The sequence below is a fragment of the Microbacterium sp. MMO-35 genome (assembly GCF_037147555.1).
Classification (GTDB): domain Bacteria; phylum Actinomycetota; class Actinomycetes; order Actinomycetales; family Microbacteriaceae; genus Microbacterium.
The window spans coordinates 165,304-179,280 of the sequence record NZ_JBBCVH010000005.1; the positions used below are offsets into that span (position 1 = coordinate 165,304).

Below are 13,977 nucleotides of genomic sequence, written 5' to 3' on the forward strand. Positions count from 1 at the left end.
GGCGGGAGTTTCAGCCCGCGGCGTCGGCCTCGAGCAGCGCCATCGCGGCGTTGTGCCCGCCGATGCCCGAGACCGCGCCGCCGCGGACCGCGCCGGATCCGCACAGCAGCACGTCAGGGAAACGGGTCGCCACGCCCCAGCGCCGGGCGGGGGTGTCGAGCTCGGCGTCGTCCTCGGCCCAGGGCCAGGACAGCGGCCCGTGGAAGATGTTGCCGCCCGGCATCGCGAGCGCCTCCTCCAGATCGCGCGTCGTCTTGACCTCGATGCACGGCTCCCCCGCCGCATCGACCGCGAGGACGTCCTCGATCGGCTCTGCGAGCACCGAGTTCAGGGAGGCGAGCGCCGCGGTCCGGATCCGGTCCCGCAGCTCGTCGTTGCCGATCCGGTCGACGAGCCGGTCGGGCACGTGCAGGCCGAACAGCGTGAGGGTCTGCGCAGGGGTGTCGCGCAGCGACTCGCCCAGGATCGTCCGGTCGCTCAGCGTGTGACAGTAGATCTCGCACGGCAGCGGATCCGGGAGCTCGCCCCCTTCCGCCCGTTCGAAGGCCGCGCGCAGCTGCACGCCGAGCTCGTTGATGTGGAAGGTACCGGCGAACGCCGCCTCGGGGGCGACGGTCCCGTCGCGCAGCTTCGGCAGCCGGGTGAGGAACAGGTTCACCTTCGCCTGCGCCCCCTCGGGGCGGGCCACCGCGGCGCCGGACGCGCTGAGCGCGCCGGCATCGCCGAGCAGGCGCTGGAGCACCGCGGGCGCGACGTTCGAGAGGACCGTGCGGGCGGTGACCGCCTGCACCTCGCCGTCGTGGCGGTACTGCACGGTCGCGGATCGGCCCTCGGCGGCGGGGGCGACCGACAGCACCTCGGCCCCGGTCAGCACCCTCGCGCCGGCCGTCGCGGCGGCCCGGGCGATCTCGGCCGAGACCGCGCCCATGCCCCCGACCGGCACGTCCCAGTCACCCGTGCCGCCGCCGATCACGTGGTACAGGAAGCAGCGGTTCGCGTCGAGCGCCGGATCGTCGAGGCTCGTGAACGTCCCGATCAGCCCGTCGGTCGCGACGACGCCGCGCACCAGGTCGCTGCGGAACCGGGCGTCGATCGTCGCGCCGAGCGGCCGCTCGATGAACGCGTCCCAGACGGCGTCGTCGCCGAGGAGCGCCTTCGCGGCTCCGCGGGTCGGCAGCGGCTCGGTCAACGTCGGGAACAGGGCCTCCGCGATCCGCCGGGTCTCGTCGGAGAACGCGTCCCATGCGGCCAGGTCGGAGGCGTCGACCCCGGCACGGGCGAAGTCGGCCCTGGCCCCCTCGGCGTCGGCGGCGCGGCCGACCAGCAGGCCGCGGGTCGGGTCGAGCGGATCCGGGGTGTACGAGGAGTAGCGCCGCCGGACGAGGCCGATGTCCAGGCCCAGGTCGTCGATGATCCGCTGCGGCAGCAGACTCACGAGATAGGCGTAGCGGGACAGCCGCGCGTCGACGCCCTCGAACGCCTGCGCCGAGACGGCCGCCCCGCCGACGTGGTCGTCGCGCTCGAGCACGAGCACGCTGCGGCCGGCCCGGGCGAGATACGCCGCAGCGGTCAGTCCGTTGTGGCCCCCTCCGACGATGACGGCGTCGTAGTCGGGGGTCTTCTCGTCGGACATGAGGAATCCTCGTTCATCGCGGGTCACCGTCGGATCCGGCTCACTCCGCCGTGGCCGCACCGGGCACGGCGACGACGGGGACCGGGGCGTAGCGGATGATCTTGGCCGCGCTCGATCCCAGGAACACGCGAGCGATCGGGTGCGTCGACGACGATCCGATCGCGAGGATGTCGCCCTCCTCCCAGTCGAGCCGGCGGATCGCGCGGGCCCAGTCGGATCCCTCGGCGATCGTGAACGTGAGCGTGTCGTCGTCGAAGCCCTGCGAGCGCAGGAACTCCTCCGCCTCGTGCTGAGCGTTGCCCGCCTGCATCCGCCACAGATCGATCACCTGGGTCTCGGCGTGCCCCATCCGGGAGGTGACGGGTCGACGGGGCGGGGCGACGACGAAGGTCACCACCCGAAGCCGCGCCCCCGTGCGCCGGCAGATCTCGGCGACGCCGGTGAGCAGCGACCAGCTGGCGTCGTCGTCGCGGAAGGCGACCGTGACGCGGGTCACGCCGCTGTCGGTGCGGTAGCCCCGCGGCGCGATGGCCACGGGGATCGGCGACGAGTGCACGAGCCGGTCGGTCTTCGAGCTGAGCCGGATGCGGCCGGGCTCGGCGTCGCCGCTCGATCCGACCACGAGCATCCGCGCCTCGTGCTCCGTGGCCTGCTCGATGAGCGCCTGGGGGACGGAGCGCCCGCTCACCCAGACCGCGGTGCCGTCGATGCCCGGGTGCTGGGCGAGGTCGGCGCGCGCCTCCTCGGCGGTGATCTCACCCTCTCCCGCCGCCCAGTCCTCGAACTCCCGGTCCGTGCCGCCGGCGAGCGGGTTGCCCCACCCCTGCGGGACGACGGACACGGCGCGGACGTGCTGGGGTTCGGAGCGGGCGAACTGGCAGGCGAGCTCGATGGCGGAGCGATCGTTGTTGTGGGGGCCGTAGCCGACGAGGTAGGTCACTTGCTCTGGTCCTCGAGTTCGGGGTGGATGGGTTCGGAGATCTCCTCGTCGGAGGTGTAGGTGTTCAGCGTGGCCTTGCGGCGGCCGTAGGCGAGGTAGAACAGGAACACGATCACGAGCCAGCTCACGCAGATGATCCAGGTGATGGGCTGCAGCTGGGTCAGCACGTACACGCACACCAGCACGGTGAGGATCGGCACGACCCACGGGCCGAACGGGACCTTGTACGGCCGCTCGATCTCGGGGTGGGTGCGGCGCAGGACCATGAGGGAGATCGCCACGATGCTGAACGCGACCAGGGTGCCGAAGGAGACGCTGTCCCACAGATAGTCCGCCGGCACGAACCCGGCGACGAGGGCGACGATGATCGACACCGTGAGCGTGTTGAAGACGGGGGTGCCGAACTTCGGGCTGACGCGCTCGAACTTCTTCGAGACCATCCCGTCTCGGGAGATCGAGAACAGGATGCGGGTCTGCCCGTAGAGCGTGACCAGGGTCACCGAGAACACGGAGATCACGGCGCCGGCGGACAGGATGATCGGCCAGATCGGGCTCCCGGTCACGTTCAGGAGAATCTTCGCGAGGCCCGCCTCGCCGGCCTCCTTCGTCGCGAACCAGCTCGCCGGCTCGGCGGCGAGGCCCGCGACCGAGACCAGGACGTAGATCGCGGTGACGATCAGCAGCGCACCGATGATCGCGCGGGGGATCGCCTTCTGCGGGTTCTTCACCTCCTCGGACGCGGTGGCGACCGCGTCGAGTCCGATGTAGGAGAAGAAGATCACCCCCGCCGCGCCGCTGATCCCGGACGCCTGACCGAAGAAGTTCGCGAAGTGGTCGGAGTTGAACGCGGTGAACGCGAGGACCACGAACAGCAGCAGCACGCCGAGCTTGATGCACACCATGATGGCGTTCACCGTCGCGGACTCCGATGCGCCGCGGATCAGCAGCAGCATGCACAGGCCGATCAGCACCACGGCGGGCAGGTTGATGAACCCGCCGTTGGGGGATCCGTCCGGATTCGGGATGAACGTCAGCGACAGCGCCGTCGGCAGCTGGAAGTGGAACAGCTGGAGCAGCAGCTCGTTGAAGTAGCCGCTCCACCCGACCGCGACCGCGGAGACGGCGAGGCCGTATTCGAGCAGCACCGCGCCGCCGACGAGGACCGCCGGCCCCTCGCCCAGCGCGTGATACGTGTACGAGTAGCTGGATCCGCTGACGGGGATCGCCGACGCGAGCTCGGCGTAGCAGAGCGCCGACAGCCCCGCGGCGACCGCCGCGAGCAGGAACGACAGGATGACCGCGGGTCCGGCCAGCGGGACCGCGCTGCTGAGGACGAAGAAGACGCCGGTGCCGACGGTGGCGCCGACGCCGAACATCATCAGCTGGAACGTCCCGAGATTGCGGGACAGCTCCTCGCCCTGATGGTGTCGCCGCTGGAAGATGATCGGCTTGCGGCGCACGAGCTGGCGTCCGAAGGACGACGGGGTGTGATTGGTGGACATGTGGCTCCCAAAGGCCGGTGGCGGGCGTCTTCGACCGCCGTTGCCTCATGCTGGCATTCGGCAGGAGAGATGCCAACATACCCCCGGAGGGAGTTGTCTGGAATCTCAGACAGCCCGCCGTCCGGTACCCAATCGAACGATCAGGCCGGATCCAGTACCAGCCGGTAGCCCATGCCCTGCTCGGTGAGCAGGTGCTGCGGCGCGCTCGGGGTGCGCTCGAGCTTCTTGCGCAGCTGCGAGAGGTAGAGGCGCAGGTAGCCGGTGTCGGTGACCTGCTCCGTGCCCCAGATCTCGCGGAGCAGTTCCTGCCGCGTCACGAGCGCTCCCGGGTGCCGGGCCAGATGCTCCAGGATCTGCCATTCGGTCGGCGTCAGGTGCACGCGCGCGCCCTCGCGGGTCACCGCCTTGGCGGCGAGATCCACCTCGACGTCGCCGAACGTCACGGAGGACTCCGCCGGCGCCCCTCCGCGGCGGCGGGCGAGCGCCCGCAGCCGCGCGAGCAGCTCGTCCACCTGGAAGGGCTTGGTGACGTAGTCGTCGGCGCCCGCGTCGAGCGCCTCGACCTTGTCGGCGGATCCGGTGCGCCCCGACACGACGAGGATCGGCACGTCGCTCCAGCCGCGCAGGGCCTCGATCACGGCGATCCCGTCGAGCTTCGGCATGCCGAGATCGAGCAGCACGATGTCGGGGTGCGCCTGCGCGGCCATCGCGATCGCGGTGGCGCCGTCACCGGCGGCGATCACGTCGTAGCCGTGCGCGGCCAGCGTGATCCGCAGCGCACGCACGAGCTGGGGGTCGTCGTCGGCGACGAGCAGTTTCATCGCGGCTCCTCCTCGGTGGACTCATTCAGAACGCTCCCGTCGCGAAAAGTGTCGCTTCCCGGGCCGCTTTCCGACACTTTCTGCGACGGGAGCGGGAGGGATGCGGGCAGGAACTCCGCCCCGGGGGCCGGGAACGCCGGATCCGATCCCGGATCCGGATCCCGGGCCGTGCCGGCCAGGGGCAGCGACACGACCATCGTCAGTCCTCCGCCCGGGGTGTCCTCGGCGGTCAGCGTACCGCCCATGCCCTCGGCGAATCCCCGGGACAGGGCGAGCCCCAGCCCGAGTCCCGTGGTGTTGTCGGTGTCGCCGTGTCGCTGGAACGGCAGGAACGCGCTCTCGCGCTGGTCCTCGGGGATCCCCGCGCCGCGGTCCGCGACCCGGATCTCGGCGCGCTCGCCGAGGCGGCTCGTCGAGACGATCACGCGCTCCCCCGCCGGGGAGTGCCGCACGGCGTTGGTGAGCAGGTTCACGAGCACCCGCTGCAGCAGCACCGGATCCGCACGCAGCGGCGGCAGGGCGGCGTCGAGGGCGAGCTCGACCTCGTCCGGGCCCAGCGAGAGCTCGTCGAGAGCCGAGACCACTCCGCCTCCGGCGTCGACCTGCTCCAGCGACACGGCCAGCACCCCGGCCTGCACGCGGCTGACGTCGAGCAGGTCCGTCACCAGGCGCGACAGTGTGGCGAGGCTCTCGTCCGCCGTCTCCACGAGCTCGGCGCGATCCTCGGCCGAGAGGCGGTGCGCACTGCGCAGACCGCCCACGGCGGCCACGGCGGCGGCGAGCGGTCGGCGCAGGTCGTGGCTGAGCGCCGAGAGCAGGGCGCTGCGCACCTGGTCCGTCTCGGCGAGCACGGCCGCCTCCTTCGCGGTCTCGCGCAGGTCGGTGTGCTCGATGGCGGCGGCGAGCTGCGCCACGATCGCGTCGAGCAGGCGGCGGCCGGCGGCGTCCAGGTCGCCGCCGTGCAGCTCGAGCAGCGCGCGCGGGCGCCCATCGGCCCCGACGCCGACCGGCACGGTCTCGACCGCGGCCACGTCGCCCCCCGCCGGAGCGCCCGGCGACCGCAGGGCGCCGCGCCGTGATCGCGAGACCGAACCCGTGGCCCGAGACCGCCGATCGTATCGTCGGTCTCGGGACGGAGGTTCGGTCTCGCGGTCGGTTCGGCGAGGTGAGCGGGGTGAGCGGGGTGAGCGGGGTGTGGGGTATGCGGCGTCGCCGGCGCCTCCGAGCGGTTCTCCGTCGGCGGCGATCACCGCGCCGTCGGGGGAGAGCAGCCGGATCCCGCTCAGCCCGAACGCCTCGCGCGCCCGGGCGACGAGCGCCGTGGGGGCGCTGTCGCCGCGCAGCACGTTGCCGGCCACCGCGGCGAGCAGCTCGGCCTCGCCGGACGCGCGCTGGGCCGCCCTCGCGCGGCGCGCCGCCTGGTCGACGACGATGCTCACGAGCACGGCGATCACGACGTACAGCACGAGCGCCAGCGCGTGCAGCGGATCCGCGATCGTGACGGTGAACAGCGGATCCACGAAGAGGAAGTCGAGGGTGAACCCGCTCAGGACGGCGGCGAACAGCGCGGGCCGCAGGCCGCCGATGAGGGCGACCACCACGACGAGCAGCTGGTAGCTGAGCACGTCGGAGGTGATGGATCCGGGTGCCTTGAGCGAGAAGAGGAGCCAGGACAGCAGCGGTCCGCCGATGAGCGCCACCGCGAATCCGATGAGCTGGCGCCGCCACCCCAGGGCTCCGCCGCTGATCGTCGGGAGCGGTCCGCGCCGCCCCGCCGCGGAGTGCGTGACGATGTGCACGTCGATGTCGCCGGAGCGGCGGATGATCTCGGCGCCGATCCCGGGCCCGGTCAGAGCGGCGGAGAGACGGCTGCGCCGGCTGACGCCGATGACGAGCTGGCTCGCGTCGACCGACTGCGCGAACTCGACGAGCGTGCCCGCGACGTCGTCGCCGACGAGCTGGTGGTAGCTGCCGCCGAGCGACTCGACGAGCCCGCGCTGCGTGGTCAGCGCTCCGGGGCGGTCGCCGCGCAGGCCGTCCTGCGTGGTGACGTGCACGGCCAGCAGCTCCCCGCCGGCCGAGCGCGCCGCGATCCTCGCGCCGCGGCGCAGCAGCGTCTCCCCCTCGGGGCCGCCGGTGAGGGCGACCACCACGCGCTCCCTGGTCTGCCAGGCGCTGTCGATCCCGTGCTGGCTGCGGTAGCTGCGCAGCGCGCTGTCGACCTCGTCGGCGAGCCAGAGCAGCGCCAGCTCGCGCAGCGCCGTGAGGTTGCCGAGGCGGAAGTAGTTCGACAGCGCGGCGTCGATCCGCTCCGCCGGGTACACCTGGCCGGCCGAGAGCCGGTCGCGCAGCGTCTGCGGGGCGAGGTCGACGACCTCGACCTCGTCGGCGCCGCGGATCACCTCATCGGGCACGGTCTCCTGCTGCGCTACGCCCGTGATCTTCTCGACCACCGCGTTGAGCGACTCGATGTGCTGCACGTTCACCGTGGTGATGACGTCGATGCCCGCGTCCAGCAGTTCCTGCACGTCCTGCCAGCGCTTGGCGTTGAGGGATCCGGGGGCGTTCGTGTGCGCGAGCTCGTCGATGAGCGCGAGCTCGGGACGCCGGCTCAGCACGGCGTCGAGATCGAGCTCGTCGAGCTGCACGCCCCGGTGGGACACCGCGCGGCGCGGCACCTGCTCGATGCCGAGGGTCTGCGCATGCGTCGCGGCGCGGCCGTGGGTCTCCACGATCCCGATTACGACGTCGCGCCCGAGCTCGTGCAGGCGGCGCCCCTCGCCGAGCATCTCGTAGGTCTTGCCCACCCCGGGTGCGGCGCCGAGCAGCACGCGCAGGCGACCGCGGGCGTGGGATCCGCCCTCTCGCCGCGCCTCCACCATCGCCGACATCCCTTCACTCACCGACGTGCTCGCCCGCGCCGACATGCTCGCCTGCCCGGCGCCTCACCGGCCCAGGGAGTCCAGCGCCTGGTTCAGCTGCAGGACGTTCACCCGCGGCTCGCCGAGGAAGCCGACGTCGCGCGTCTGAATCCTAGACTCCACCAGGGCGCGCACGACGGACGCGTCGAGGCCGCGCGCGTCCGCGATCCGGTTCACCTGCAGCAGGGCGTAGGCCGGGCTGATCTGCGGATCCAGGCCCGACGCCGAGGCGGTCACGGCGTCGGCGGGGATCGCGGACTCGGCGACGTGCTCGCGGGCGGCGATCGCCGCGCGGCGTTCGGCGATCGCCTTCACCAGGTCGGGGTTGTTCGGTCCGAGGTTGCTGCCGCCCGACGCGGTGGGGTCGTAGCCGTCCTTGCCCGCGGCCGACGGGCGCGGCTGGAAGTACTGCGGCAGCGCTTCGCCGTTTGCATCGGCGAAGGACTGCCCGATGAGCGCGCTGCCGACGGGGGCCGCGCCGCCGGTCCAGCCGCCGGTGGGGTTCCCCTTCGCGTCGACGAGCGAGCCGTTGGACTGCCAGGGCAGCGCGAGCTGGCCGACGCCGGTGATCGCGAGGGTGTAGCCGACGCCGAGCAGGAGGGTGAGCACGAGCATCGCGCGGATGGCGACGCCGGTGAGGCGGACGGTGCCGCGGAGGTTCGACATGGGAGGGCCTTTCGGGAGGGTCTATGTGGGGTCGTTGAGCGAGGCCGCGGAGCGACCGAGACGAAACGCGGTGGTCTGTCGCGGACCGCGTTTCGTCTCGCGCCGCCTGCGGCGGTGCTCGCTCAACGACCCCGTGGTGTGCACGTCAGAAGCCGGGGATGAGGGCGACGACGAGGTCGATGAGCTTGATGCCGACGAACGGCAGGATGACGCCGCCGATGCCGTAGATCAGCAGGTTGCGCTGGAGGATCTGCGACGCGCTCGCCGGCTTGTAGGTCACGCCGCGCAGGGCGAGCGGGATCAGGAAGACGATGACGATCGCGTTGAACACGATCGCGCTCGTGACGGCGGAGGCGGGGGAGTGCAGTTGCATGATGTTGAGCGCGGCGAGCCCCGGGAAGGCGCCCATGAACATCGCCGGGATGATCGCGAAGTACTTCGCGATGTCGTTCGCGAGCGAGAACGTGGTGAGCGCCCCGCGGGTGATGAGCAGCTGCTTGCCGATCCGCACGATGTCGATGAGCTTGGTCGGATCCGAGTCGAGGTCGACCATGTTCCCCGCCTCCTTGGCGGCCGAGGTGCCCGTGTTCATCGCGACGCCGACGTCGGCCTGTGCGAGCGCGGGGGCGTCGTTGGTGCCGTCGCCGGTCATCGCGACGAGACGACCGCCCTCCTGCTCGCGCCGGATGAGGGCGAGCTTGTCCTCCGGGGTGGCCTCGGCGAGGTAGTCGTCGACGCCGGCCTCGGCGGCGATGGCCTTCGCCGTGAGCGGGTTGTCGCCCGTGATCATCACGGTGCGGATCCCCATGCTGCGCAGCTCGCCGAAGCGCTCCGCGAGCCCCTCCTTGACGACGTCCTTGAGATGCACGACGCCGAGGATGCGGGCGCCGTCCTCGCTCGACGACCCCGAAGTGACCACGGCCACGACGAGCGGGGTGCCGCCGGAGGCGGCGATCTCGTCGGCGAACGCCGCGGCCTCGGCCGCCGCGGCGGCGTCGCCGGAGCCCTCCGACTCGATCCAGGCGCGGATCGCGGATCCCGCGCCCTTGCGGATCTGCATGCCGTCGATGAGATCGACTCCGCTCATGCGGGTCTGCGCGGTGAACGGCACGACCTCGGCGCCCTCGGGAGCGGCGACCACGATGCCGCGGGCGGCGGCGAGGTCGACGATCGATGCGCCCTCGGGCGTCGGGTCGGCGAGCGACGACAGCGCTGCCGCCTCCAGCAGCTCCTCCGCGGAGACCCCGGCCACCGGTCGCACGTCGGTGGCGCGGCGGTTGCCGTAGGTGATGGTGCCGGTCTTGTCGAGCAGCAGCGTCGTGACGTCGCCGGCGGCCTCGACGGCGCGACCCGACATCGCGAGCACGTTGCGCTGCACGAGCCGGTCCATGCCGGCGATGCCGATGGCGGAGAGCAGGGCGCCGATCGTGGTCGGGATGAGGCAGACGAGCAGGGCGATGAGCACCGGGATGCTCACGGGGGACGCCGAGTAGGAGGCGATCGGGTTGAGCGCGAGCACGACCACGAGGAACACGATCGACAGGCTCGCGAGCAGGATGTTCAGGGCGATCTCATTGGGCGTGCGCTGGCGGTCGGCGCCCTCGACGAGGGCGATCATGCGGTCGACGAACGTCTCGCCCGGCTGCGAGGTGATCCGCACCACGATGCGGTCGGACAGCACGCGGGTGCCGCCGGTGACGGCGCTGCGGTCGCCGCCCGACTCGCGCACCACGGGGGCGCTCTCGCCGGTGATCGCCGACTCGTCGACGGTCGCGATGCCGGCGATGATGTCGCCGTCGCCGGGGATCGGATCTCCCGCGACCACGATCACGACGTCGCCCCGGCGCAGGTCGGACGAGGCGACCTCCTCGGTGGCGGCGTGCTCCGCGGCGGGATCCGCGACCGCGTCGTAGCCGGTCACCCGGCGCGCCGTCGTGCTCGTGCGGGTCTTGCGCAGCGTCGCCGCCTGCGCCTTGCCGCGCCCCTCGGCGACCGATTCCGCGAGGTTCGCGAACAGCACCGTGAGCCACAGCCAGACGGCGATCGACCAGGTGAACCCGTTCGGGACGGGCGTGCCGCCGGAGGCCGCGGCCCCGGCGCCCAGGAACGGCTCGGCGACCGCGAGCACCGTGGTGACCGCGGCGCCCGCCCAGACGAGCAGGATCACCGGATTGCGCAGCAGGCGGGCGGGGTTCAGCCGGCGCAGCGCGCCGGGCATCGCCTGCACGAGCTGGCTCCACCCGAAGGCGCGCTGCGGGCGCTTCGGGGATCCGGATCCGCCGTCGTGGCGGGATTCCGGCGCCGGGTGGGTGAGCCTTTCGGCAGGCTCGGGGGCCGAGGGGGTGATGACGGTCATCGGACGAGTCCTTCTGCGAGCGGCCCGAGCGTGAGCACGGGGAAGTAGGTGAGGGCGGTGACCACGACGGAGACCGCGATGAGGAGCCCGACGAACTGCGGGCGATGGGTGGGCAGCGTCCCCGCCGTCTCCGGCACGTGCTGCTGCTGGGCCAGGGATCCGGCGAGGGCCAGGACGAACACGATCGGGATGAACCGTCCGAGCAGCATCGCGACGCCGAGCGCGGTGTTCAGCCAGGGCGTGTTCGCGGTGAGGCCCGCGAAGGCGGATCCGTTGTTGTTCGCCGCCGAGGTGAAGGCGTAGAGCACCTCGCTGAGCCCGTGGGGGCCCGGGTTGAGGATCGAGGTCTTCTCCACATCGGCGCGGATGGGCGGGATCGCGAAGCTCAGCGCGGTGCCGGCCAGCACGAGGGTCGGGGTGACCAGGATGTAGAGGCTCGCGAGCTTGATCTCGCGCGGGCCGAGGCGCTTGCCCAGGTATTCCGGGGTGCGGCCGACGAGCAGCCCGCCGACGAACACGGCGATCACGGCGAGGATGAGCATGCCGTACAGGCCGGATCCGACGCCGCCGGGGGCGACCTCGCCGAGCATCATGTTGATCATCGGCATCATGCCGCCGAGCGGTGTGAAGGAGTCGTGCATGGCGTTCACGGCGCCGGTGGAGGTGAGGGTGGACGCGGTGCCGAACAGGGTGGATCCGAGGATCCCGAAGCGCTGCTCCTTGCCCTCCATCGCGGCCCCCGCCGCCTGGGTGGCGGTGCCGCCGCCGCCGAGCTCGAGCGCGCTGAGCGCGAACAGCGAGACGAGGAAGATCGTGCCCATGACGGCGGCGATCGTGTAGCCCTGGCGGTGGTCGCCGACGATGCGGCCGAACGTGCGCGGCAGGGCGAACGGGATGGCGAGGATCAGCAGGATCTCGAGCAGGTTCGTCCACGGCGCCGGGTTCTCGAACGGGTGCGCGGAGTTGGCGTTGTAGAAGCCGCCGCCGTTGGTGCCGAGGAGCTTGATGGCCTCCTGCGAGGCGACGGGCCCGCCGGGGATCGACTGCGCGGTGCCCGCGACGGTGTGCACGTCGGTGAAGCCGGAGAGGTTCTGCGCGACGCCGCCCAGGATGAGCGCGAGCGCCGAGAGCACGGCGAGGGGCAGCAGCAGCCGGACGAGGCCGCGGATGAGGTCCACCCAGAAGTTGCCGATCGTGGCGCTGCCGCGGCGGGCGAAGCCGCGCACGAGGGCGATCGCCACGGCGATCCCGACCGCGGCCGAGGTGAAGTTCTGCACGGCGAGGCCGGCGAGCTGCACCAGGTGGCCCATGGTCTGCTCGGGCGAGTACGACTGCCAGTTGGTGTTGGCGACGAACGAGGCGGCGGTGTTGAACGCCAGCGGTTCCGGCACGGCGGGCAGCCCGAGCGAGAGCGGGAGGACCTGCTGGATGCGCTGCAGCAGGTAGAGCAGCAGCAGGCCGACCACCGAGAACGCGAGCACGCTGCGGGCATAGGCCCGCCAGGTCTGCTCGGAGGTGGGATCCACGCCGATGAGCCGGTAGATGCCGCGCTCCGCGCGCAGGTCCCTGGCCCCGGTGTAGACGCGCGCCATGTAGTCGCCGAGCGGGCGGTACAGGAGCACGAGGACGGCGATGAGGGTGGTGGCCTGCAGCACGCCGAGCCAGACGTCCGCGGCGCCCATCAGAACTTCTCCGGGGCGACGAGGGCGACCACGAGGTAGCCGATGGCGATGACCGCAAGGGCGGCGGCCGCGATCTCGATGACGATCACAGCTTCTCCACCCCTCGGGCGATCAGCGCGACCAGGGCGAAAAGCGCGAGCGTTCCCGCGACGTAGATGATGTCGAGCACGGATCCGATCGAACCGGTTCCCAGGGCCCCGGATCGGGTTCCTCACGACATCCTCACGACCCGCTGCGGGATCCATGCGCCTTCCGCACGGAACGCCGCGCTCGGCGCCGCGACCGGCCCGCGCACCGGCGGTGCTAGCCTGACGTCGCCCCTGAGCGTCTTCTCGGCCCGGTCACCCCCGCGCCGAACGCGGCGCCGTCCTTCGGCATGGAGGGTTCGTGCCCGCAGTCCTCGCGCTCGTCGCCGCATTCATCTTCGGATCCGCCGACTTCATCGGCGGCTTCGCGGCCAAGACCCTGCGCTCGCTCGCCGTGACCGCGGTCTCCGCGCTCAGCGGCCTTCTCGCCATGGTGGTGGTCGCGCTCGTCGCCCGGCCGGTGTGGCACCCCGACGACGTGCTCTGGGGGGCGCTGTCCGGGGTGAGCAGCGTGGCCGCGGTCGCACTGCTGTACGGATGCCTCGCGATCGGGCCGATGAGCATCCTGTCCCCGCTCGGCGCGGTCGTCGCCGCGATCGGACCCGTGCTCTGGGGACTGCTCGTCAACGGCGAGCAGCTCACGGGGATGACCCTGGCCGGGCTCGTCCTGGCGCTGACGGCGACCGTGCTGGTCGGCTTCATCCCGGGTCAGAAGGTCGTGCGGCCGACCCTCCGAGGCGTGCTGATGGCGATCGGATCCGGCCTCGGCATCGGCGTCTTCATGATCGTGATGAGCGGCACGCACGCGGACGCCGGCGTGGCGCCGCTCATCGTGAACCGCGGCGTCAACGCCCTGCTGTGCTCGCTCTTCGTGGTCGGGGTCATGATCGCGGCGCGCCGGCGCGGGCGGCGGGCGACCTCGGCGCTCGTCGCGTCCGGTCCGCAGCTCGGCGCGACGCCGTCGGGACGCGCCGACCTCGAGCACGCCCGCCCGGACCATGCCCCCCGCGGGCTCGGGGCGGGGGATCCGCATGCGGGGGCGATGCGGCTCGTCGCGATCGGCGCCCTGTGGGCGACGGTGGGCGGCGTCGTGGACGCGATCGCGAACGCGCTGACGATCATCGCGCTGCGCAGCGGCGATCTCGGGATCGTCGCCGCACTGACGTCGATGTATCCGGCCGGCACGATCCTGCTCGCCGCCGTGGTGCTGCGGGAGCGGATCGCTCCGGTGCAGTGGGCGGGCCTCGTCCTCGCCCTCGCCGCCGCGGTGCTGTTCGCCCTGCCCGCGCCCTGAGGCGAAGCCTCAGTCGGGGCGACGGAGTCCGCCGAGCGCAGCGCCCGCCGCTCCGCGGGACCTCTCGGCACGGCGG

At 72.2% G+C, this 13,977-nt stretch carries 10 protein-coding genes; 1 reads left to right on the plus strand and 9 read right to left on the minus strand.

Annotated elements, in window-relative coordinates; translation table 11 throughout:
• Window positions 1-10 precede the first annotated feature (10 nt).
• The 9 genes from WFJ01_RS12365 to WFJ01_RS12405 all read right to left on the minus strand — a co-directional run bounded on the left by WFJ01_RS12365 (window position 11) and on the right by WFJ01_RS12405 (window position 12,610).
• A complete protein-coding gene (locus tag WFJ01_RS12365; protein ID WP_336629185.1) occupies window positions 11-1,633 on the minus strand; it encodes a phytoene desaturase family protein in 1,623 nt (540 codons plus the stop codon).
• 40 nt (window positions 1,634-1,673) lie between these two features.
• Entirely contained in the window at window positions 1,674-2,573 is a 900-nt protein-coding gene (locus tag WFJ01_RS12370) for a universal stress protein (RefSeq protein WP_251448224.1), read from the minus strand.
• Window positions 2,570-4,075 (minus strand): APC family permease, encoded by a 1,506-nt coding sequence (locus WFJ01_RS12375; protein WP_251448227.1) that lies wholly within the window; start codon window positions 4,073-4,075, stop codon window positions 2,570-2,572. Before WFJ01_RS12375 ends, WFJ01_RS12370 begins: the two co-directional genes overlap by 4 nt.
• 140 nt (window positions 4,076-4,215) lie before the next feature.
• Window positions 4,216-4,896: a response regulator gene (locus tag WFJ01_RS12380; RefSeq protein WP_292888028.1), complete on the minus strand. Its 681-nt coding sequence runs from the start codon at window positions 4,894-4,896 to the stop codon at window positions 4,216-4,218.
• Window positions 4,893-7,778, minus strand: coding sequence for an ATP-binding protein (locus WFJ01_RS12385; RefSeq protein ID WP_336629186.1), 2,886 nt, complete (start codon window positions 7,776-7,778; stop codon window positions 4,893-4,895). Before WFJ01_RS12385 ends, WFJ01_RS12380 begins: the two co-directional genes overlap by 4 nt.
• Window positions 7,779-7,841: 63 nt before the next feature.
• Window positions 7,842-8,483, minus strand: a complete 642-nt coding sequence (gene kdpC, locus WFJ01_RS12390; protein ID WP_336629187.1) for a potassium-transporting ATPase subunit KdpC — start codon at window positions 8,481-8,483, stop codon at window positions 7,842-7,844.
• Between the two features lie 145 nt (window positions 8,484-8,628).
• Entirely contained in the window at window positions 8,629-10,839 is a 2,211-nt protein-coding gene (gene kdpB / locus WFJ01_RS12395; protein WP_336629188.1) for a potassium-transporting ATPase subunit KdpB, read from the minus strand.
• Window positions 10,836-12,521 (minus strand): potassium-transporting ATPase subunit KdpA, encoded by a 1,686-nt coding sequence (kdpA, locus tag WFJ01_RS12400; RefSeq protein WP_336629189.1) that lies wholly within the window; start codon window positions 12,519-12,521, stop codon window positions 10,836-10,838. The genes kdpB and kdpA overlap by 4 nt, the downstream gene beginning before the upstream one ends.
• Window positions 12,521-12,610 (minus strand): potassium-transporting ATPase subunit F, encoded by a 90-nt coding sequence (locus WFJ01_RS12405; protein WP_251448240.1) that lies wholly within the window; start codon window positions 12,608-12,610, stop codon window positions 12,521-12,523. The genes kdpA and WFJ01_RS12405 overlap by 1 nt, the downstream gene beginning before the upstream one ends.
• A gap of 298 nt (window positions 12,611-12,908) precedes the next feature.
• On the opposite strand from WFJ01_RS12405, the gene WFJ01_RS12410 reads away from it, so the two are divergent.
• Entirely contained in the window at window positions 12,909-13,901 is a 993-nt protein-coding gene (locus WFJ01_RS12410) for an EamA family transporter (protein ID WP_336629190.1), read from the plus strand.
• The last annotated feature ends 76 nt before the right edge of the window (window positions 13,902-13,977 follow it).

What these genes read in the sequence shown, in the direction of transcription:
- WFJ01_RS12365 (WP_336629185.1), bottom strand. Translation starts at nt 1,633, where the DNA reads ATGTCCGACGAGAAGACCCCCGACTACGACGCCGTCATCGTCGGAGGG.
- WFJ01_RS12375 (WP_251448227.1), bottom strand. Translation starts at nt 4,075, where the DNA reads ATGTCCACCAATCACACCCCGTCGTCCTTCGGACGCCAGCTCGTGCGC.
- WFJ01_RS12380 (WP_292888028.1), bottom strand. Translation starts at nt 4,896, where the DNA reads ATGAAACTGCTCGTCGCCGACGACGACCCCCAGCTCGTGCGTGCGCTG.
- WFJ01_RS12385 (WP_336629186.1), bottom strand. Translation starts at nt 7,778, where the DNA reads ATGGTGGAGGCGCGGCGAGAGGGCGGATCCCACGCCCGCGGTCGCCTG.
- kdpC (WP_336629187.1), bottom strand. Translation starts at nt 8,483, where the DNA reads ATGTCGAACCTCCGCGGCACCGTCCGCCTCACCGGCGTCGCCATCCGC.
- kdpB (WP_336629188.1), bottom strand. Translation starts at nt 10,839, where the DNA reads ATGACCGTCATCACCCCCTCGGCCCCCGAGCCTGCCGAAAGGCTCACC.
- kdpA (WP_336629189.1), bottom strand. Translation starts at nt 12,521, where the DNA reads ATGGGCGCCGCGGACGTCTGGCTCGGCGTGCTGCAGGCCACCACCCTC.